Annotated in this window: 22 protein-coding genes; 15 read left to right on the forward strand and 7 right to left on the reverse strand. The window is 63.2% G+C overall.

Features of this window, described 5'->3' with window-relative positions; all coding sequences use genetic code 11:
• Positions 1-37 precede the first annotated feature (37 nt).
• The 9 genes from mdcA to madM all read left to right on the forward strand — a co-directional run bounded on the left by mdcA (position 38) and on the right by madM (position 7,167).
• Complete coding sequence (gene mdcA, locus BB029_RS02575; RefSeq protein WP_065938129.1) at positions 38-1,708, forward strand: malonate decarboxylase subunit alpha; 1,671 nt, start codon at positions 38-40, stop codon at positions 1,706-1,708.
• Complete coding sequence (locus BB029_RS02580) at positions 1,709-2,542, forward strand: triphosphoribosyl-dephospho-CoA synthase (protein WP_065938130.1); 834 nt, start codon at positions 1,709-1,711, stop codon at positions 2,540-2,542.
• Entirely contained in the window at positions 2,542-2,841 is a 300-nt protein-coding gene (locus tag BB029_RS02585) for a malonate decarboxylase subunit delta (RefSeq protein WP_065923835.1), read from the forward strand. The genes BB029_RS02580 and BB029_RS02585 overlap by 1 nt, the downstream gene beginning before the upstream one ends.
• The gene (locus tag BB029_RS02590) at positions 2,834-3,676 is read left to right on the forward strand and encodes a biotin-independent malonate decarboxylase subunit beta (protein ID WP_065938131.1); all 843 of its coding nucleotides are present in this window, start codon (positions 2,834-2,836) and stop codon (positions 3,674-3,676) included. Before BB029_RS02585 ends, BB029_RS02590 begins: the two co-directional genes overlap by 8 nt.
• Positions 3,673-4,443, forward strand: a complete 771-nt coding sequence (mdcE, locus tag BB029_RS02595; RefSeq protein WP_065938132.1) for a biotin-independent malonate decarboxylase subunit gamma — start codon at positions 3,673-3,675, stop codon at positions 4,441-4,443. The genes BB029_RS02590 and mdcE overlap by 4 nt, the downstream gene beginning before the upstream one ends.
• Complete coding sequence (locus tag BB029_RS02600; protein ID WP_065938133.1) at positions 4,437-5,033, forward strand: malonate decarboxylase holo-ACP synthase; 597 nt, start codon at positions 4,437-4,439, stop codon at positions 5,031-5,033. The genes mdcE and BB029_RS02600 overlap by 7 nt, the downstream gene beginning before the upstream one ends.
• The gene (mdcH, locus tag BB029_RS02605; RefSeq protein ID WP_065938134.1) at positions 5,030-5,929 is read left to right on the forward strand and encodes a malonate decarboxylase subunit epsilon; all 900 of its coding nucleotides are present in this window, start codon (positions 5,030-5,032) and stop codon (positions 5,927-5,929) included. Before BB029_RS02600 ends, mdcH begins: the two co-directional genes overlap by 4 nt.
• A gap of 67 nt (positions 5,930-5,996) precedes the next feature.
• Positions 5,997-6,401 carry a malonate transporter subunit MadL gene (gene madL, locus BB029_RS02610; protein WP_027606068.1) on the forward strand — a complete coding sequence of 135 codons (405 nt, stop codon included), beginning with the start codon at positions 5,997-5,999 and terminating at the stop codon, positions 6,399-6,401.
• A gap of 1 nt (position 6,402) precedes the next feature.
• Positions 6,403-7,167, forward strand: coding sequence for a malonate transporter subunit MadM (madM, locus tag BB029_RS02615; protein WP_027606067.1), 765 nt, complete (start codon positions 6,403-6,405; stop codon positions 7,165-7,167).
• 136 nt (positions 7,168-7,303) lie between these two features.
• Here madM and BB029_RS02620 read toward each other — a convergent pair whose 3' ends face one another.
• Entirely contained in the window at positions 7,304-8,218 is a 915-nt protein-coding gene (locus BB029_RS02620; protein ID WP_065938135.1) for a LysR substrate-binding domain-containing protein, read from the reverse strand.
• Positions 8,219-8,362: 144 nt separating this feature from the next.
• Between BB029_RS02620 and BB029_RS02625 the strand changes: the two genes are divergently transcribed.
• Positions 8,363-8,980: a hemolysin III family protein gene (locus BB029_RS02625; RefSeq protein WP_065938136.1), complete on the forward strand. Its 618-nt coding sequence runs from the start codon at positions 8,363-8,365 to the stop codon at positions 8,978-8,980.
• Here the strand turns inward: BB029_RS02625 and BB029_RS02630 are convergent.
• Positions 8,975-9,877, reverse strand: coding sequence for a LysR family transcriptional regulator (locus BB029_RS02630; RefSeq protein WP_065938137.1), 903 nt, complete (start codon positions 9,875-9,877; stop codon positions 8,975-8,977). The two genes, BB029_RS02625 and BB029_RS02630, sit on opposite strands and share 6 nt — an antisense overlap.
• A gap of 109 nt (positions 9,878-9,986) precedes the next feature.
• Between BB029_RS02630 and BB029_RS02635 the strand changes: the two genes are divergently transcribed.
• The 3 genes from BB029_RS02635 to BB029_RS02645 are packed head-to-tail and all read left to right on the forward strand — an operon-like array spanning position 9,987 to position 12,520.
• Positions 9,987-11,234: a D-amino acid dehydrogenase gene (locus tag BB029_RS02635; protein WP_065938138.1), complete on the forward strand. Its 1,248-nt coding sequence runs from the start codon at positions 9,987-9,989 to the stop codon at positions 11,232-11,234.
• Positions 11,235-11,244: 10 nt separating this feature from the next.
• Positions 11,245-11,595 carry a RidA family protein gene (locus tag BB029_RS02640; protein WP_065938139.1) on the forward strand — a complete coding sequence of 117 codons (351 nt, stop codon included), beginning with the start codon at positions 11,245-11,247 and terminating at the stop codon, positions 11,593-11,595.
• A 25-nt stretch (positions 11,596-11,620) separates the two neighbouring features.
• Positions 11,621-12,520 (forward strand): transporter substrate-binding domain-containing protein, encoded by a 900-nt coding sequence (locus BB029_RS02645; RefSeq protein WP_065938140.1) that lies wholly within the window; start codon positions 11,621-11,623, stop codon positions 12,518-12,520.
• A 28-nt stretch (positions 12,521-12,548) separates the two neighbouring features.
• On the opposite strand, the gene BB029_RS02650 is transcribed toward BB029_RS02645, so the two are convergent.
• Positions 12,549-13,268, reverse strand: coding sequence for a 16S rRNA (uracil(1498)-N(3))-methyltransferase (locus tag BB029_RS02650; RefSeq protein WP_065938141.1), 720 nt, complete (start codon positions 13,266-13,268; stop codon positions 12,549-12,551).
• A gap of 37 nt (positions 13,269-13,305) precedes the next feature.
• On the reverse strand, positions 13,306-14,712 hold the full coding sequence (locus tag BB029_RS02655) for an adenosylmethionine--8-amino-7-oxononanoate transaminase (RefSeq protein ID WP_065938142.1): 1,407 nt from the start codon (positions 14,710-14,712) through the stop codon (positions 13,306-13,308).
• A 272-nt stretch (positions 14,713-14,984) separates the two neighbouring features.
• Between BB029_RS02655 and BB029_RS02660 the strand changes: the two genes are divergently transcribed.
• Together BB029_RS02660 and BB029_RS02665 are read left to right on the forward strand one after the other, a co-directional pair.
• Positions 14,985-15,536 (forward strand): cytochrome b, encoded by a 552-nt coding sequence (locus BB029_RS02660; RefSeq protein ID WP_027606058.1) that lies wholly within the window; start codon positions 14,985-14,987, stop codon positions 15,534-15,536.
• 32 nt (positions 15,537-15,568) lie between these two features.
• Entirely contained in the window at positions 15,569-16,147 is a 579-nt protein-coding gene (locus BB029_RS02665; RefSeq protein WP_027606057.1) for a YceI family protein, read from the forward strand.
• A 285-nt stretch (positions 16,148-16,432) separates the two neighbouring features.
• Here BB029_RS02665 and BB029_RS02670 read toward each other — a convergent pair whose 3' ends face one another.
• The 3 genes from BB029_RS02670 to BB029_RS02680 all read right to left on the reverse strand — a co-directional run bounded on the left by BB029_RS02670 (position 16,433) and on the right by BB029_RS02680 (position 20,478).
• Positions 16,433-18,319, reverse strand: coding sequence for a DEAD/DEAH box helicase (locus BB029_RS02670; protein ID WP_065938143.1), 1,887 nt, complete (start codon positions 18,317-18,319; stop codon positions 16,433-16,435).
• 221 nt (positions 18,320-18,540) lie between these two features.
• Positions 18,541-19,332: an ABC transporter substrate-binding protein gene (locus BB029_RS02675; RefSeq protein WP_065938144.1), complete on the reverse strand. Its 792-nt coding sequence runs from the start codon at positions 19,330-19,332 to the stop codon at positions 18,541-18,543.
• 63 nt (positions 19,333-19,395) lie between these two features.
• Positions 19,396-20,478 (reverse strand): hypothetical protein, encoded by a 1,083-nt coding sequence (locus BB029_RS02680; protein ID WP_065938145.1) that lies wholly within the window; start codon positions 20,476-20,478, stop codon positions 19,396-19,398.
• Positions 20,479-20,530: the final 52 nt, after the last annotated feature.

Raw genomic sequence — 20,530 nt, forward strand, 5'->3', positions numbered from 1 at the left:
AAGGTACAGCCCACGACAGCAAACCCGTGGAGCGACCATGACAACAATAACTACCCCCGACTCGCGCTGGACGCGGCGGCGTGACGAGAAGCAGCGGCGGCTCGGGCGGGTTTTGCAGTATGCAGACGGGGCGGTTTTGCCCAGTGACAGGATCGTCGAGGCGCTTGAGGCGCTGATCCTCCCCGGCGACCGAGTGGTGCTGGAAGGCAACAACCAGAAGCAGGCCGACTTCCTCTCGCGCTCTCTGGCCAAGGCCGACCCGGCCAAGCTCCACGATTTGCACATGATCATGCCCAGCGTCGGGCGGTCCGAGCACCTGGACCTGTTTGAAAAGGGCATCGCGCGCAAGCTGGACTTTTCCTTCGCCGGCACCCAATCCCTGCGCATCAGCCAATTGCTCGAAGACGGCCTGCTGGAAATCGGTGCGATCCACACTTACATCGAACTCTATGCACGGCTGGTGGTGGACCTGATCCCCAACGTCGTACTGTCCGCCGGTTTCATGGCTGACCGTGCCGGCAATATCTACACCGGCGCCAGCACCGAAGATACTCCGGCGCTGATCGAACCCGCCGCGTTCAGCGATGGCATCGTGATCGTGCAGGTCAACCAGTTGGTGGATGACGTCAGCGACTTGCCCCGCGTCGACATCCCCGCCAGTTGGGTGGATTTCGTGGTGGTGGCCGACAAGCCGTTCTACATCGAGCCGCTGTTCACCCGCGACCCGCGCCATATCAAGCCGGTGCATGTGCTGATGGCGATGATGGCGATCCGCGGCATCTACGAAAAACACAATGTGCAGTCGCTCAACCATGGCATCGGCTTCAACACCGCCGCCATCGAATTGATCCTGCCCACCTACGGTGAATCCCTCGGCCTGAAGGGCAAGATCTGCCGCAACTGGACCCTCAACCCGCACCCCACGCTGATCCCCGCCATCGAAAGCGGCTGGGTGGAAAGCGTGCATTGCTTTGGCACCGAACTGGGCATGGAGAACTACATCGCCGCGCGCCCGGATGTGTTCTTCACCGGCCGCGACGGTTCGATGCGTTCCAACCGGATGTTCTGCCAGCTGGCCGGGCAATACGCGGTGGACCTGTTTATCGGCGCTACCCTGCAAGTCGACGGCGACGGCCATTCCAGCACCGTGACCCGTGGCCGCCTCGCCGGTTTCGGTGGGGCGCCGAACATGGGCCACGACCCGCGCGGTCGTCGTCACGGCACGCCGGCATGGCTGGACATGCGCCACGGCGACGCGCCGGAAGCGCTGCTGGAGCGCGGCAAAAAGCTCGTGGTGCAGATGGTCGAGACCTTCCAGGAAGGCGGCAAGCCCACCTTCGTCGACACCCTCGACGCCGTGGAAGTGGCGCGCAAAAGCGGCATGCCCCTGGCGCCGATCATGATCTACGGCGACGACGTCACCCACCTGCTCACCGAAGAAGGCATCGCCTACCTGTACAAGGCGCGGTCCCTGGAAGAGCGCCAGGCGATGATCGCCGCCGTCGCTGGGGTGACCGCCATCGGCATGCGCCACAACCCCAAGGACACTGCGCGCATGCGCCGCGAAGGCCTGATCGCCTTGCCCGAAGATTTGGGCATCCGCCGCACCGACGCCACCCGCGAGTTGTTGGCCGCCAAGAGTGTGGCGGACCTGGTGGAGTGGTCCGGTGGCCTGTACAACCCGCCCGCCAAATTCAGGAGCTGGTAAATGCGCGCACTTAAACTGCACGAACTCAGCCTCGCGGATCGCCTGGCGGATATGGCCGTCGATGCGCTGATCGATGAAGCCGACCTGTCACCCAAGCCCGCCCTGGTGGATCGTCGCGGCAACGGCGCCCACAGCGATTTGCACCTGGGGCTGATGCACGCTTCGGCGCTGTCGCTGTGGCCGATGTTCAAGGCAATGGCCGAGGCCGCGCTTGAATTCGGTGAAGTCGGTTTGCCCCTGCGCGAAGCCCTCGGCCGTATCGGGCGCGAAGGCGAACAGGCGATGCTCGTCACCACCCACGGCGTGAACACCCATCGCGGTGCGATCTGGGCCCTCGGCCTGCTGACCGCAGCGGCTGCCCTGGAACCGCGTACCATAACGCTGAACGCCGCCAGACTGGCCCTGCTCAACGACCGTTACGCGCCCCAATCGATGAGCCACGGCGCCCAGGTCGCGCAACGCTACGGCGCACGCGGTGCCCGTGAAGAAGCGCAATTGGGTTTCCCCGCCGTGACCCAACGCGGTCTGCCGCAACTGCACAAAAGCCGCCGTCAGAACGTCGGTGAACAGAACGCGCGTCTTGACGCCTTGCTCGCGATCATGACCGAGCTTGCCGACACCTGCGTGCTCTACCGCGCCGGCACCGCAGGCCTGCAGGCAATGCAACACGGCGCCCAAGCGGTGCTCGACGCTGGCGGCAGCGCCACCCTGGCCGGGCGCCGCAGCCTGCACGAACTGGACAACCAGCTCTTGGCCCTGAATGCCTCCCCCGGTGGCGCCGCCGACCTGTTGGCCGCCTGCCTGTTTATCGACCGCCTCGACGGAGCGTTGTGATGGAAACCTTATCCTTTGAATTCCCCGCCGGGCAGCCGCCAACAGGCCGTGCGCTGGTGGGCTGCGTTGGCTCGGGCGACCTGGAAGTGCTGCTGGAACCGGGCACGGCCGGCACGCTGACCATCCAGGTCCAGACCTCGGTGAATGGCGCCGAACAACGCTGGCAGCACCTGTTCGAACGCATCTTCCAGGAGCAGACGCCTCCGGCCCTGAACATTGATATCCACGATTTCGGTGCCACCCCCGGCGTGGTGCGTTTGCGCCTGGAACAGGGTTTCGAGGAGATCGGCCATGACTGACTTGCTGGCTAAACACAGCTTCGTGGAATTGGGGGCGCGGCAGCGGGCCAAGGCCTTGTTGGATGCCGGCACCTTTCGCGAACTGATCGACCCGTTCCAGCGCGTCATGTCGCCCTGGCTCAGCCGCCAAGGGGTGGTGCCCCAGGCCGATGACGGCGTGGTGATCGCCAAGGGCAGCATCGGCGACTTGCCTGTGGTGATTGCAGCCATTGAAGGCAACTTCCAGGGCGGCAGCCTCGGTGAAGTGGGCGGCGCGAAAATCGCCGGCGCCCTGGAGCTGGCGGCCGAAGACAACCGCAAGGGCATCCCGACCCGCGCCGTGCTGCTGCTGGAAACCGGCGGCGTGCGCTTGCAGGAAGCCAACCTCGGCCTGGCCGCGATTGCCGATATACACGCGGCGATTGTCGACCTGCGCCAGTACCAGCCGGTGATCGGCGTAGTGGCGGGCAGCGTTGGCTGTTTCGGCGGCATGTCCATCGCGGCCGGGCTGTGCAGTTACCTTGTCGTCACCCGCGAAGCGCGCCTGGGGCTCAATGGTCCGCAGGTGATCGAACAGGAGGCCGGGTTGGAAGAGTACGACTCGCGCGACCGTCCCTTTATCTGGAGCCTCACGGGTGGCGAGCAACGTTTCAACAGCGGCCTGGCCGACCGTTACGTGGCCGACGATGCGGCGCAGATCCAGCAGACTGTCAGCGCGTTGTTGCAGCAGGGCCTGCCCGCACGACAACGCAGTCGCCAGGCTGATGATTACCTCGCACGCTTGGCCGAGTTGGACGCCGTACCGCAAATCGACCCGGCGACGGTGCGCGAGCTGTATCAAGGAGAACGCTCATGAGAGGCTTGCAGTGGTTCAACGCATTGAGCGCCGGCGCTCCAGTTGTAGACGATTTACCGGCGTCGCTGAGGGTGGCCGACGGTGTATTGGGTGAGCAACAGGTGCGCTTTGTCGCCGTGGTGACCGACGCGCAAAACCGCTTCCCTCGGGCGCGCAATGGCGAAGTCGGTTTGTTGGAGGGCTGGGGTTTGGCCAAGGCCGTCGATGAAGCCATCGCCCGGGGTGACAAGCGCCCGATCATCGCCATCGTCGACGTGCCCAGCCAGGCCTACGGCCGTCGTGAAGAAGCCCTCGGCATCCATCAGGCCCTGGCCGCTGCCGCCGACAGTTATGCTCGCGCGCGCCTGGCCGGGCACCCGGTGATTGCGCTGCTGGTGGGCAAGGCCATGTCCGGTGCGTTCCTTGCCCATGGCTACCAGGCCAACCGCCTGATTGCCCTGCGCGACCCCGGCGTGATGGTGCACGCGATGGGCAAGGCCTCGGCCGCGCGGGTGACCTTGCGCAGCGTTGAAGAGCTGGAAGCCCTGGCCGCCAGCGTGCCGCCCATGGCCTATGACATCGACAGCTATGCCAGCCTCGGCTTGCTGTGGGAGACCCTGTCGGTCAGCCAGATTGAACAGCCCACGGCGGACGATGTGGCGCGGGTCAGTGATTGCCTGGTGAATGCGATCAAGGACGTCGGCAGCGCCGATCTGCGCGGACGCCTCGGCGCGACCAATCGCGCAGCGTCCAGCCAGGTTCGCCAACTGCTGCGGGAACAATGGTGAACGCCCACGACTTGCTCTGGGGCATGACCCCGGCGCATGCGCCCGCCGATGCTCCGACCTGGGTGCTCGAAGCGCTCGGCGCCGGCCATCCCGTGGTGGTGCGCCGCGCCATTGCCGCGCCGGGGCATGTGGCGGTCGGCGTGCGCGGGCGTTTGCGTGAGCAGCGGTTCGCCGCCGAGATGCCGCTGGCGGCGGTGCAGCGGCGTGTTGCACCGGAAGCCCTGCGCGACGTGGTTTCGTCACGGGATTTACCCGCGCTGCAAGCGCTTGCTCAATTGCGTTCGGTGCTGGTGCACGAGGCATGGGGCGTCAGCGGTAGCGCAGGCTTTGAATTGGCCACCGGCATCGAAGCGCTGCATGCCCAGAGTGATCTGGATTTGATCCTGCGTACGCCCAAGCGCCTTGAACGCAGCGATGCCGAGGACCTGCTGGCGAGCCTGGACACGGCGGTGTGCCCTGTGGACCTGCAACTGCAAACCCCGTTTGGCGCCGTGGCCTTGCGCGAATGGGCTGGCGGATCACGTCGCGTGCTATTGAAAACCATCAGTGGCGCGCACCTGGTCGACGATCCCTGGCAGGCCGTGGCATGAGCAGCCTCCTGGTGTTTCCGGGGCAGGGTGCCCAGCGACCAGGCATGCTCCAGTCGCTGCCCGAACCTGTGCTGGAAGAAGCCAGCGATGCCCTGGGCGAAGACGTGCGCCGGCTCGATTCAGCGCAAGCCCTGGCCAGTACCCGCGCCGTGCAACTGTGCCTGTTGATCGCCGGCGTCGCCCACGCCCGCCTGTTGGAGCGCACCCCGGATTACGTGGCGGGCCTGTCCATCGGCGCCTACCCGGCGGCGGTCATCGCCGGGGCCCTGGATTTTGCCGATGCGGTAAAGCTGGTCAGCCTGCGCGGCCAACTGATGCAAAGCGCTTATCCACACGGCTACGGCATGACCGCGATCATCGGCGTGGAGTTATCCACCGTCGAAACACTCCTCGCCGACATCCACAGCCCCGAAACCCCGGTGTACCTGGCCAATATCAACGCCGATAACCAGACTGTGATCGCCGGCAGCGACGAGGCCATGAAGCGTGTCGCCGCGCGCATCAAGGGCAACGGCATCGCCAAGCGCCTGGCTGTCAGTGTGCCGTCCCATTGCGCGCTGCTGGCGCAACCGGCCGAGGTCCTGGCCCAGGCAGTTGTCCCGCTCAAGGCGCCGCGCATCACCTACCTGAGCAGCACCCGCGCGCGGCCGATCCACCATCCCGAACACCTGCGCGACGACCTGGCCTTCAACATGTGCCGCGTCGTTGACTGGCGCGGCACCGTGCAAGGCGCCTACGAGCGCGGTGTGCGCCTGCAAATCGAACTGCCCCCGGGCGCCGTGCTCACCGGCCTGTCACGCCGCGTGTTCGAACAAGGCACCGTGATCGCCTGCGAAGGTGCACGCCTGGATACCTTGCAGGCCCTGCTGGAAGAGGAGGAGCGCCGCCACCGATAAAGCACCACCCAAGGCTGTCGAAGCACAAAAACAACAATTTCGATCGAGCACTTCGAGGACAACAACAATGATTATTTACGGTGTGGCATTGCTGGCGATCTGCACGCTGGCAGGTGTGATCATGGGCGACATGCTCGGCGTGTTGCTGGGCGTCAAATCCAACGTGGGCGGGGTGGGCATCGCCATGATCCTGCTGATCTGCGCTCGCCTGTGGATGCAAAAACGCGGCGGCATGACCAAGGAGTGCGAGATGGGCGTGGGCTTTTGGGGCGCCATGTACATTCCTGTGGTGGTGGCGATGGCCGCGCAGCAGAACGTCGTGACCGCCCTGCACGGCGGCCCGGTCGCGGTGCTGGCGGCGATTGGTTCTGTGGTGGTCTGTGGTTGCACCATCGCCTTGATCAGCCGTACGCACAAAGGCGAGCCCCTGCCCGCCGAAGAGCCGTTGATCGTGCCTGCGGGAGGTCGCTGATATGTGGGATCTCATCGAAAAAGGCCTGGAACATAACGGCCTGATCACCGCGTTTGCCTTTGTTGGCGTGGTGATGTGGATTTCCGTGGTGCTGTCCAAGCGCCTGACGTTCGGGCGTATCCACGGCTCGGCGATTGCCATCGTCATCGGCCTGGTCCTGGCCTGGGTCGGCGGCACCCTTACCGGCGGGCAAAAAGGCCTGGCCGACCTGGCACTGTTCTCCGGCATCGGCCTGATGGGCGGCGCGATGCTGCGCGACTTCGCCATTGTTGCCACGGCGTTCGAGGTACAGGCCACCGAAGCGCGCAAGGCCGGGATGATCGGCGTGATTGCGCTGCTGCTGGGCACGATCCTGCCGTTTATCGTCGGCGCCAGCATGGCCTGGGTGTTTGGCTATCGCGACGCGATCAGCATGACCACCATCGGCGCGGGTGCCGTGACCTACATCGTCGGCCCGGTGACCGGTGCGGCGATTGGCGCGACTTCGGATGTGATGGCGCTGTCCATCGCAACCGGGTTGATCAAGGCGATCCTGGTGATGGTCGGCACCCCGGTGGCGGCGCGTTGGATGGGCTTGGACAACCCGCGTTCGGCGATGGTGTTTGGGGGCTTGGCCGGCACCGTGAGCGGCGTGACGGCAGGGCTGGCGGCGACGGATCGGCGCTTGGTGCCGTATGGCGCGTTGACGGCGACGTTCCATACCGGGCTTGGGTGTTTGCTGGGGCCTTCGTTGCTGTACTTCATTGTGCGTGGGTTGGTGGGCTGACCTTGGGGGTTGCGGTGACTGGTCTGGCGCTATCGGGAGCAAGCCCCCTCCCACATTTTGACCGCATTCTCATGTTGGAACTCGGTCAAGTGTGGGAGGGGCGGCGCGACGATTCGACTTGCCCCCGATAGCGGTCTCAGGCCTGCCGATTGGCATACATTCGACACTCCGCCAGCAACGCCAGTAAATTCGGATCACGCTCCTTGGCCTTCAGGAACACCACGCCGATATGCTGCTGCAACCGATACCTGGGTTGCAGCGGTATCAGCTTCACGCGGTTCTCGTACACCGCCGCAATCCTTCCCGGCAGCAACGCATAACCCACCCCCGAACTGACCATGCTCAGCAGTGTGAAGATGTCATTGACCTGCATCGCCACCTTCGGCTCGAACCCCGCCTGCTTGAACACCCGGTTGCCATCCTGGTGGGTGGCGAAGCCTTGGGTGAGGGTGATGAAGGTGGCGTCGCGCACGTCGGCCAGGTCGATTTCCTGGGTGCGGTCGAAGGGCGAGTCGGCCGGGGTGGCGAGGAAGATGTCGTCGCAGAACAGCTCGATCTGTTCGCAGTCGGGGTCGTTGGCGTGTTCGTCGAGGGAGATGAGGATCGCGTCGACTTCCATGTTCTTGAGCTTGTACAGCAGGTCGAAATTGGAGCCGAGGATCAGGTCGATATTGAGTTCGCTGCGCCTGATCTTCAGGCCCATGATCAGTTGCGGCACGGTCTTGACCGTCAGCGAATACAGCGAGCCGAGCTTGAAGCGTTCGGCGGAGAAACCGGCGGCTTCGCGGGTCAGGCGTACGCTGTCGACCACATCGGCGATGAGTTTCTGTGCGCGTTCTTCCAACACGTAGGCGCTTTCCAGCGGGGTGAGGTTGCGGCCCTCGTGTTTGAACAGCGGGCAGCGCAAGGCATTTTCCAGCGAGTGGATGGCACGGTGCACGCTGACATTGCTGGTTTGCAGCTCGGCGGCGGCGCGGGCCAGGTTGCCAGTGCGCATGAATGCCAGGAAGATTTCCAGTTTCTTGAGGGTGAATTCTTCGTCGATCAGCATGGCCGTGGGCTCTTGTTCGAATGCGTCCGATTGTGCCCGCAAAACCCGGCGGCGTCCTCGGAACGTCACAAGTCGCTTGCACTCTTATGCGCAAGGCTGGACGCTTGCCAGCCAGTTCCAGCGGCTACAGGAGGTCAGTGACAGATGTATCACGGGGAACGATTCAACGCCTGGAGCCATTTGCTCGGTGCAGTCGCGGCGTGTATTGGCGCCGTGTGGATGTTGGTGGTGGCGAGCCTGGACGGCAGCCCCTGGAAAATCGTCAGCGTGGCGATTTATGGCTTTACGCTGATGGTGCTGTACAGCGCGTCGACCGTGTACCACAGCGTGCAGGGGCGGCGAAAAGAGATCATGCAGAAGGTCGATCACTTTTCGATCTACCTGCTGATCGCCGGCAGCTACACGCCGTTTTGCCTGGTGACGTTGAGAGGCCCTTGGGGCTGGACGCTGTTCGGCATCGTGTGGGGGCTGGCGGTGATCGGCATCCTGCAGGAGATCAAGCCGCGCTCGGAGGCGCGCATCCTGTCCATCGTGATCTACGCGGTGATGGGCTGGATCGTGCTGGTGGCGGTCAAGCCGCTGATCGCCGCGCTGGGCACCGCCGGGTTTATCTGGCTGGCGGCGGGCGGGGTGCTGTACACCGTCGGTATCATCTTCTTTGCCCTGGAGCATCGCCTGCGGCATTCCCACGGGATCTGGCATTTGTTTGTGATCGGCGGCAGCCTGCTGCATTTCGTGGCGATCATGCACTACGTGTTATAGGCGCTCCAGCTGCTCCCGAGCCCGGTTGCCGAAGATCTGTAGCAGATTGGCCAGCATATGCGGCGGCGGTTCATCGGCACGGGTCAGGGCGTAGAGGGTGATCGGCAGCGGCGGTGTAAGCGTGCGGATGCAGGTGGTCGCCGTCGATGCGCCGAGGGCGGTAAAAGGGTCGATGACCGTCAAGCCGGCGCCGGACTCCACCATCGCCCGTGCCAGGGAATAGGTTTGCACCGAGATCGTCACCCGAGGCGGCGGGTCGACGCTCTCCAGGTAGTTGTCGAGCTTCGCCGCCAGCGGGTCGGCGCTGGACAGGCCAATCAACGGTGCCCCCGCCAGGTCTGCCAGGGGCAGGGCTTGATGCAGCTCAGCGTCCGGCCAGTAGTTTTTCGACGCCAGGGCCACCAACACACCGTTGGCCAGCACTTGTGTGGTCAACCCGGGATGGCCGGAGAAGCTGAGGGTCAGTGCCAGGTCGATTTCGCGCATCAACAGTTTTTGCACCAGCTCGCGGCTATGGTCGCTGGACAGTTCGCAGGCGATGTCCGGGTAGTCACGCTTCCATTCCAGAATCGCCGGGGGCAGCAGCGACAGCGCCAATGCCGGGATCGCACCAATCCGCACACTTTGCCCCGGGGCGCGGCGCAGGCTCTTGGCCAGGCGCCGCACGCCTTGCAGGCTCGCGGTGACTTTTTCGACTTCACTTTCCAGCGCCAGGGCTTCGGGCGTGGGCTGCAATTTGCCGCGTACCCGCAAAAACAGCGGGAAACCCAATTGTAACTCGGCATGTTGCAACACCTTGGTCACCGCCGGTTGGGAGACATGCAGCAACTGCGCGGCGGCGCTGATGGAGCCGGTCTGGCGGATGGCCTGGAAGATTTCGATATGACGCAAGCGCATGGCAGGTCCATAACCTTTGTTTATAGGTACCCCATCTTTATTCATTGTCGGCGGCCTGTCACCTGCACCTACGCTGGGGCTTTCTTGGATCAAGGGCTGGGGGTGTTGAATGGCCAGGCAGGTTTGCATCATTGGCGGTGGCGTTATCGGCCTGGCGAGTGCCTACGCGTTGGTACGTGCAGGTCATGAAGTGACGGTGATCGACGCGCGTGACACCGTGGGCAGCGAAACCAGTTTCGCTAATGGCGGGCAATTGTCCTATCGCTACGTTGCACCGCTGGCGGATGCAGGGGTGCCGTTACAGGCCATTGGCTGGCTGCTGCGCGGTGACTCGCCGCTGAAGCTGCGCCCACGTCTGGACCCTCAGCAATGGCGCTGGATGGCCGCCTTCATCGGCGCCTGCCGTGGCTCGGTGAATAAGCGCAACGCCGCGCACTTGCTGCGCCTGGCGAGCCTGAGCCAAAACACCTTGCAGCAATGGCGCGTCGACGATCGCCTGGACACGTTCAATTGGCGGCGTAACGGCAAGCTGGTGACCTTTCGCAATGCCGATACCTTTGAGCGTGCGCGCAGCAAGGTCACCGACATCCTGCAACAACAGGTGCTGTCGGCCCTGGATTGTGCGCGCCTGGAACCGGCGCTGGCACAGGTGGCTGATCAGTTTGTGGGCGGTATCTACACGCCCAACGAGGAAGTGGCGGACTGCCATGCCTTTTGCCAACGCCTGGCGCAAAGGCTCGAAGCGTCGGGGCGCTGCACCTTTCTGCTGGGGCGCAAGGTCACCGGGATTCGCCACGCCGACGGTGTGGTACAGGCCATCGAATTGGGGGGCGAGGTGATGCCGGTGGAGCAACTGGTGCTCGCGGCGGGCCATCGCAGCGCCGAGTTGGCATTGCCCGGCGTGTCACTGCCACTGTATCCACTCAAGGGCTATAGCCTCAGCGTACCGATTGGCGCACAGCATCAGGCGCCGAATGTGAGCATCACCGACTACGACCGCAAGATGGTCTACGCGCGTATCGGCGAACAGCTGCGGGTGGCGGCCATGGTGGATATCGTCGGCTTTGACGCCAGCCTTGAGCCCAAGCGCCTGGCGTTGATCAAACGCCAGGCGGTCGAGACATTTCCTACAGCTGGTGACTATGCCCATGCTGTGGAATGGGCGGGTATGCGTCCCGCCACCCCGACCGGAGTGCCGTTGATTGGTGCCAGTGTCTATCGCAACCTGTGGTTGAACCTGGGCCACGGCGCCCTCGGCTTTACCCTGGCGTGCGGCAGCGGCCAATTGCTGGCCGAGTTGATCGGCCATCACCTACCTTCCATTGATATGCAGGGCCTGGCGCCCCGCGCCGCGTGAGGATTGAACCATGACCATCAACCGAATCAGCAGCAACGACCGGCTGTCCGGCGCCGTCACGTTCAAGTATCTGGTATTCCTTTCGGGCCAGGTGCCCGGCGAAGGCCAGGATGTGGCGACGCAGACCCGCGAAGTGCTGGCCAGGATCGATGCGCTGCTGGCCCAGGCCGGCAGTGACAAGGATCATTTGCTCAATGCGACCATTTACTTGAAAGACATCGGCAGCGGTTTTGCGCCGATGAATGAGGTATGGGCCGCCTGGCTATCGCCCGGGATGGCGCCGACGCGCACCACCCTGCAAGCGGAACTGGCGCGGCCGAGCGTGCTGGTGGAAATCAGCGTGATTGCGGTACGAAAATAACGTCAAAAACCAACGGAGAATAACAATGAAAAAAATCCTGTTGACCGGCTGCATCGGCCTTTTGCTGGGAGTACACGCCCATGCCAGCCAGGCGCCGCTGGACGGTACGCTGGGCAAGATCGCCAGCACCCAGTCCATCACCCTGGGTTATCGCGATGCGTCGGTGCCGTTTTCCTACGTGGGGGATCACAGCGGTAAGCCGATGGGCTATTCGGTGGACCTGGCCGGCAAGATCGTCGAGCGTATCCAGCAGAAAACCGGGGTGGCTGACCTGAAGGTGAAGTACAACCTGGTGACCTCTCAAACGCGGATTCCGCTGGTGCAGAACGGCACCGTCGACCTGGAGTGCGGCTCCACCGGAGTCACGGCCGAGCGGCAGAAACAGGTGGCATTTTCCTACGGGTTTATTTACGTGAAAGGCCAGTTGCTGACGGCTAAGAACAGCGGCATCAAGGGCTTCGCCGACCTGGCGGGCAAGAACGTGGTGACTACCGCCGGCACCACCAACGAGCGTTTTCTAAAGAGCTACAACGCTGAGCACAAGAGCAATATGTTCGTGATCAGCGCCAAGGACCACGGCGAGGCGTTCAAGATGCTCGAGACAGGCCGCGCGGCCGCGTTCTATATGGACGATGCATTGCTCTACGGCGAACGTGCCAAGGCCAAGGACCCACACAACTGGGTGGTGGTGGGCGAGGAGCAGTCGCGGGAGATCTACAGCTGCATGGTGCGCAAGGATGACCCGCAGTTTCTTGCGGTGGTCAACGAGACCCTCGGCGACCTGTACCGTTCGGGGGAGATCAACGGGATTTACCAGCGCTGGTTTGAACAGCCGATTCCGCCCAAGGGCTTGAACCTGGAATTCCCGATGACCAGTGAGTTGAAGGCGATCATTGCCAAGCCGATCAGCGATCCGGTGGAGTAAGAAGGGGTAACCCAATCAAAAATGTGGGCTAGAAGTCGCCCCACAGCTGTTGGGCGACCGCCAATGCCACCACCGGCGCAGTCTCGGTGCGCAACACACGCGGGCCGAGGCGGGCGGCGTGGAAGCCGGCGCCTTGGGCCGCTTCGACTTCCCCATCCGTCAATCCACCCTCGGGCCCGATCAGGAACGCCAGGCTCGCAGGCTTGGCATGGCTGACCATCGGCTCGGCCACCGGGTGCAGCACCAGTTTCAGGTCCGCCTCGACCTGCTTCAACCAGTCCGCCAGCAGCAACGGCGGGTGAATCACCGGCACCGTCGAACGCCCGCACTGCTCGCACGCGCTGATCGCCACCTGGCGCCAGTGCAGCAGGCGTTTGTCGGCGCGTTCGTCCTTCAGGCGCACTTCGCAGCGGTCGCTGAAGATCGGCGTGATGGCGTTGACGCCCAGTTCGGTGGCTTTCTGAATCGCCCAATCCATGCGCTCGCCCCGGGACAGGCCCTGGCCGAGGTGGATGTGCAGCGGCGATTCGGCCTGGCCGGCGAAGCTTTCGGTCAGTTGCACGGTGACGCGTTTCTTCCCGACTTCCAGCAGGCTGCCCAGGAATTCCTGGCCGGAGCCGTCGAACAATTGCACGGCGTCACCTTCGCCCATGCGCAGCACGCGGCTGATGTAGTGCGCCTGGGCTTCGGGCAGCTCGTGATCGCCGAGGCTCAGCGGGGTGTCGGTGAAAAAGCGGGACAGTCTCATGTCGGTTCTCTGGAAAAAGGTGTAGGTATGCCGACAATCAACCCGGATCGCGGAAACCAGGGTGGAAATCCTTCGGCACCGCCACGCTGACTTTACTGTTGGTGGCGATATCGATGCCTTCGCTGGCGACTTCGGCGAGGAAGTCGATCTGCTCCGGTGTAATCACATAGGGCGGCAGGAAATACACCACGCTGCCCAACGGCCGTAACAGCGCGCCGCGTTCCAGGGCATGTTCGAACACCTTGAGGCCACGGCGTTCCTGCCACGGGTAAGCGGTCTTGGTGGCCTTGTCCTGGACCATCTCGATGGCCAGCACCATGCCGGTCTGGCGTACTTCCGAGACGTGCGGATGGTCGACCAGATGGGCCGTTGCCGTGGCCATGCGCCGGGCCAGGGCCTTGTTGTTTTCGATGACGTTGTCTTCTTCGAAAATATCCAGGGTCGCCAGGGCCGCCGCGCACGCCAGCGGGTTGCCGGTGTAGCTGTGGGAGTGCAGGAAGGCGCGCAGGGTCGGGTAGTCGTCGTAGAACGCGTCGTAGACGTCATCGGTGGTGACCACGGCGGCCAACGGCAGGTAGCCGCCGGTCAGGGCCTTGGACAAACACAGGAAGTCCGGGCGGATGCCGGCCTGTTCACAGGCGAACAGGGTCCCGGTGCGGCCGAAGCCCACGGCGATTTCATCGTGGATCAGGTGCACGCCATAGCGGTCGCAGGCCTCGCGCAGCAGCTTGAGGTACACCGGGTGGTACATGCGCATGCCGCCGGCGCCCTGGATCAGCGGCTCGACGATCACGGCGGCGACGCTGTCGTGGTGCTCGGCCAGGGTCTGTTCCATGGCCAGGAACATCGTGTGCGAGTGTTCTTCCCAGCTCATGCCCTCGGGGCGCAGGTAGCAATCCGGGCTCGGCACCTTGATGGTGTCCAGCAGCAGCGCCTTGTAGGTCTCGGTAAACAGCGGCACGTCGCCCACCGACATCGCGGCGATGGTTTCGCCGTGGTAGCTGTTGGTCAGGGTCACGAAGCGCTTTTTATTCGGCAGGCCACGGTTGAGCCAATAGTGAAAACTCATCTTCAGCGCGACTTCGATGCACGACGAACCGTTATCGGCATAGAAGCAGCGGGTCAGGCCTTCGGGGGTCATCTTGACCAGGCGCTCGGACAGCTCGATCACCGGTTGGTGGCTGAAACCGGCGAGGATCACGTGTTCCAGCTGGTCGACCTGGTCCTTGATGCGCTGGTTGATGCGCGGGTTGGCGTGGCCGAACACGTTGACCCACCAGGAGCTGACGGCGTCGAGGTAGCGCTTGCCTTCGAAGTCTTCCAGCCAGACGCCTTCACCGCGTTTGATCGGGATCAGAGGCAGTTGCTGGTGGTCTTTCATCTGGGTGCAGGGATGCCACAGCACCGCGAGGTCGCGTTGCATCCACTGGTTGTTCAAGCCCATCGGTGATCTCCTCGAAGCGGTCCTGCGAACGGCGCAGGTGAAACAATCGCGCAAGCCTATGCAATGGTGGCCCGGGTCACAAGCCATTGTGGGGAATTCGGAGTAAACGTAGGACGGACTGTCACGTTTCTTAGGAATAGTCCTTAATCCTTGGTTAACTTATTGTGCATAGGCTCCAGATCGTATTTCTCGATATTTCAAAGCGAAATTTTCCGCTTTAATTCGATAGGTAAATCGCTAGTCTTGGGCGCAGCTCTTACGGGATTAAGTACATGCAGCTACGTAACTCACCGGCCCGTTACGGCTGGGTCAGTATGGTTTTGCACTGGGGCGTGGCCCTGGTGGTGTTCGGCCTGTTCGCCCTGGGCTTGTGGATGGTGGGTTTGGACTATTACAGCGCCTGGCGCAAGGACGCACCGGACCTGCACAAGAGCATCGGCATCACGCTGTTTGCCATCATGCTGGTGCGTATTGTCTGGCGCCTGATCAGCCCGCCGCCTCCGCCGCTGGCCAGTTACAGCCGCTTGACCCGTATCGGTGCCGCGTTTGGCCACGCGTTCCTTTATCTCGGGCTGTTTGCCGTGATGATCGCCGGTTACCTGATTTCCACCGCAGACGGTGTCGGTATCCCGGTGTTTGGCCTGTTCGAAATTCCTGCCGTGGTTTCCGGTCTACCGGACCAGGCAGACACAGCCGGCGTGGTGCACCTGTACCTCGCCTGGGTGTTGGTGGTCTTCGCCGGCCTGCACGGCGTGGCTGCGTTGAAACACCACTTTATCGACCGTGATGCGACCCTCACGCGAATGCTGGGGCGCAAAGCCTGATGTTCAACCTCGACTCACAAGGAATAGAAAGCATGTTGAAAAAGACCCTCGCCGCTCTGGCAATCGGTACAGCGCTGCTGTCTGCAGGTCAGGTGATGGCTGCCGACTACAAGATCGACAAGGAAGGCCAGCACGCCTTCATCGACTGGAAAATCAGCCACCTGGGCTACAGCTACATCCACGGTACCTTCAAGGACTGGGATGGTACGTTCAGCTGGGATGCCGCCAAGCCTGAAGCCAGCAAAATCGCGGTCGACGTCAAAACCGCCAGCCTGTGGTCCAACCACGCCGAACGTGACAAGCACATCGCCAGCAAGGACTTCCTGGATGTCGGCAAGTTCGCCGATGCCAAGTTCGTCTCCACTGCGGTTAAATCCACCGGTGAGAAAACCGCTGATGTGACCGGCGACCTGACCTTCCACGGCGTGACCAAGCCTGTGACCTTCAAGGCCACGTTCAACGGTGAAGGCAAGGATCCATGGGGCGGCGAACGTGCCGGCTTCAACGCCAAGACCACGCTGAACCTGAACGACTTCGGCATCAAGGGCCCAGGCCCGACTTCCCAGACCGTCGATTTGGACATCTCGCTGGAAGGCGTCAAGCAGAAGTAATTTCTGCCCGCACACAAAAAACCGGATCTCAGGATCCGGTTTTTTTTGGCCTGTATTTCCTGTAGTGAGCGAGCTTGCTCGCGCTGGGGCGCGAAGCGGCCCTAATCAGATACACCATGATTCTTCTGGCAGAACACGGTGACAGGTGTTGGGGCTGCTGCGCAGCCCAGCGCGAGCAAGCTCGCTCACCACAACCAGTTCGCTCATCTCAGGGAACGTGTCGGGAGGAGATAAAAAATGCCCCGCATCTTTCGATGCGGGGCATTTTTCATGGCGCTTTGAAACTCAGCGGTTGCGGGTCAGCAATGCCGGTTTTTCACCACGCGGACGGCCTGGCAGTTGATCCAGCTGCTCGGGTGTCGGGAAGCGGTCGGCTTTCGACTCCTTGTGGATGATCTTCGGCGCCGGGCCACCGCGCGGGTTCTGCACGGCTGGCTCGGACAAACGCGGCTGGTCGTCACGGGCCGGGCGGCGGTTGTTGCTGCGCGAATCTTCGCGACGCGCCTGGCCGTCACGCGGTGCACCGTTACGCGGGCCGCTGCGCTTGGCCGGTGGAGTGCCGGTCGTGCCGCCGCTGCTGTTGCGCGGGCCGTTCTGACGACCGCCCTGAGGCTGGCCGCCACGTGGGGCGCCGGCGGCAGCGCCCTGTGCCGGAGCACCTGGACGACGGCCGCGGCCCTGGGCCGGTTTGGCCTGGGGCACGTAGTCCACGCGGTTACCGAAGTTGTCCACGTCGTCGTCGAGGAATTCGTCCGGGGCGCGGTCGGCTGCGGCACGTGGGGGCTGGCTCGGCTGGCGCTGTTCGCGGGCCGGGGTGCCTTCACGGGGCTTCTGCTCACGGGCCGGGCGTTCGCCACGGCCGTTGGTTGGCGCCTTGTCCTTGCCGCCTTTGTCCTTGCCCTTGTCGCGACGACCACCGCCACCACCGCCGCCGTTCGGGCCATCGCCCTTCGGACCGCGTGGGTTACGTGGGTTGCGCACGTCCGGACGCTCGCGCACTTCAGGCTTCTCGGCCTCAACGGCGCTGGCATCGAAGCCCATCAGGTCGCCATCGGCGATTTTCTGCTTGGTCATGCGTTCGATGCTTTTCAGCAGTTTCTCTTCGTCCGGGGCAACCAGGGAAATGGCTTCACCCGAACGCCCGGCACGGCCGGTACGGCCGATACGGTGCACATAGTCTTCGTCGACGTTTGGCAGCTCGAAGTTGACCACGTGTGGCAACTGGTCGATGTCCAGGCCGCGGGCGGCGATATCGGTGGCCACCAGGATGCGCACTTCACCGGCCTTGAAGTCGGCCAGGGCCTTGGTGCGTGCGTTCTGGCTCTTGTTGCCGTGGATGGCGACGGCGGTGAGGCCGTGCTTGTCCAGGTACTCGGCCAGGCGGTTCGCGCCGTGCTTGGTGCGGGTGAACACCAGTACCTGTTCCCAGGCGCCGGCGGTGATCAGGTGCGCCAGCAATGAACGCTTGTGGCTGGCGGCCAGGCGGAATACGCGTTGCTCGATACGCTCGACCGTGGTGTTCGGCGGCGTGACTTCGATGCGCTCCGGGTTGTGCAGCAGCTTGCCAGCGAGGGCGGTGATGTCGTTGGAGAACGTTGCCGAGAACAGCAGGTTCTGACGTTTGGCCGGCAGGCGGGCGAGGACCTTCTTCACGTCATGGACAAAGCCCATGTCGAGCATGCGGTCGGCTTCGTCCAGCACGAGGATTTCCACGTGGGACAAATCGACACTGCCTTGGCCGCACAGGTCGAGCAAACGACCGGGGCACGCCACCAGCACGTCAACACCACGGGACATGGCCTGAACCTGTGGGTTCATGCCGACGCCGCCGAAGATACAGGCGCTGACGAACTTCAGGTCGCGGGCATACAGCTTGAAGCTGTCGTGCACCTGCGCGGCGAGTTCGCGGGTAGGGGTCAGGACCAGTACGCGCGGTTGGCGCGGGCCGTGACGCTGGGATTTGTCCGGATGACCGTTGGGGAACAACCGCTCCAGAATCGGGAGGGCGAAGCCGCCGGTTTTACCCGTACCTGTCTGAGCCGCAACCATCAGGTCGCGACCTTGCAACACGGCGGGAATAGCCCGCTGTTGCACCGGAGTAGGCTCGGTATAGCCCGCTGCCTCGATGGCGCGGACTAAAGCCTCGGAGAGACCGAGGGAAGCAAAGGACATGAGTAATCCTGTTTTAGTTAGGGCTTGGCCCAGAGGGATAATCTTGCCGGGCGTGAATGGCGCTTAGGGGAGCGCAATCCCGTCCGGTCCTGCTGCGTCTGGCGGGCACTCCACCGGCTCGCGCGGGCTGAAAGCTGCGCAGTAGCGGGGTTGGGTGCCTTTTTCAGGACCTCAGCGGCCGGGCGTAAGCCTGGCGGAAAGGCCGGAGTATAACAGAGCAATCACTGTGCGCCGCTTTCCTGCTGCTCAACGGTGTGTCCGGACGCGGTTATGGCGTGGATTCCACCATATTTGGCGCTTAAAGCGGCGTAGGCCGGTTCCTGTTTGAAGCGCTTGAGCTCGGCGGCAAAGCGTTGCACCAGCAGGTCCATCCCCGCGCCACGGCGTACCGCGAGGTATTGCTGCTGGCGGCTGACCACGATGGGCGCCTGGCTGACCTTGCCTTCCAGGCCCAGGGCCTTGATCACATGCTGGCCAACCCGGCGGTCGGTGATCAGCAGGTCGATGCGTCCCAGCAGCAATTTACCGAAGTTGGCCTCGTGGCTGGGGGCCGGCTCGCGGCTGAACCGGGTGGAGTCGCTGAATGGCGCGCCATACAGATAGCCTGGCGACGTGCCGACAGTGAGGCCGTCCAGCTCGTCGAGGCCTTGGACCGGGTGAGGGCGTTCGTTGGCGTAGAACATCACGAACTCCACTTCCGACAACGGTTCACTCGGGTACAGCAGCAGGGCGTCGCGTTCGTGGCTGTGGAAAATATCCAGTGCGCCATCGGCATGACCCTGATCGAGCATGGCCAGACAGCGCTTCCAGGGCAGGAACTGCCATTGCACCTCGACCCCCAGGCGCTGGAACACGATCACCGTGGTTTCGTAGTCCAGCCCGTGCATGGTGCCGTGCTCTTCGTACACATAAGGCGCCCAGGGCTCGGTGACAATGCGCAATTTCTCGCCATAAGCGGCGAGGCTCAAGCAAGTAAAAAGCGTAACGGTCAACAGCTTCAGAATGACGGGCATGCCCCGAGGTTACGATGCTCGTGCGCTAAAGAGAAGCGCTGGCACACGCATCTGCGGGCGACGCTATTTTGGGGGTGAGGTCATCAGGTGTTCATAGATGGCTGCACGTCGCTCGCCCAGAATCAGGCGCACCACTGGGTTGGCGAACCAATGTTCGAGCTGATGCGCATCGACCGGGCCTTTTTGCCGCTCTTCCTGATTCTGCCGGGCCTTGTCCCACCAAGCCGGGCCACAGGCCTGGTCGAATTCATTCTCGTGCTCGTAGCAGCCGTAGAGAATTTCGCGGATGAACTGCTGCTTGCGTTTGGGCAAGGCCAGGGTGATCAGCTTGTACATCAAGCGCTGCAACCGTGGCGGGCGGGGCAGGTGGGCAGACACATTGCGGGTGTCGGCCAGGGCCTGGGCGCAGATGGGGTTCGCGGCGTGCTTGGTGACCCACGCCTTGACCTTGGCCCGGAACAACTGCTTGCGGCTCCAGTAGTGGTGGATCAGGTCGGGGCACTGGCGCACGTTGAGCGTACGGTACGCGGCCACCGACAGGCAGAACTCTTCCAGGGTGTAGGCACCGTGGGCCATCGGGAACAGCTCGTCCATCAACTCGATCGAGCGATCAAGGATGTGCGCGTCTTGCCGGGTCAGGCCCATGACGCCGGAGTTGAGCAGCCACATGTCATCGTCGGCCAGGCCTTTGTCTTCAAGGTGCCTGGCCAGGGCTTCATACAGCACGCTTTCGCGGTTGTCGCCGTACTTGGCGTGGAAGGCATTGCACAGCACGGTACCGGGCGCGACGCGTTCGAACAGCGCCATGGGTGAGTCGTGGAAAAAGGTGTCGGTGTCGATCAACAGCGCCCGTTCCGCTGTTTCCAACACCTGGCGCAACAGCACGTGCTTGGTGCGGAAATGGTAGCCGTGGGGCTCGCTCCAGCGTCTGCGCGTGGCGTCGTCCAGCGTGTGAACCTGTACCGGCAAGCCGCGATAGGGGGCCGGATTGTCGCTGAACACCTGGATGTCCAATGGCATGTCCTGGGGACCGCCCAGGTGGGCCAGGGCGCTGGCGATGCTGAATACGGCTTCCTGATGATAGGTCTCGGCGCCGAATACCAGGTATACCAGTTGCGGGCGGGGAGTCGGGGACGCTGTATTCATGTACTGCAGGCTTCCTTTCCGGGGATATATAGACGAAAAAAACCCCCGTAAT

The sequence above is a fragment of the Pseudomonas sp. S3E12 genome (genome assembly GCF_001702295.1).
Lineage (GTDB): Bacteria > Pseudomonadota > Gammaproteobacteria > Pseudomonadales > Pseudomonadaceae > Aquipseudomonas > Aquipseudomonas marginalis.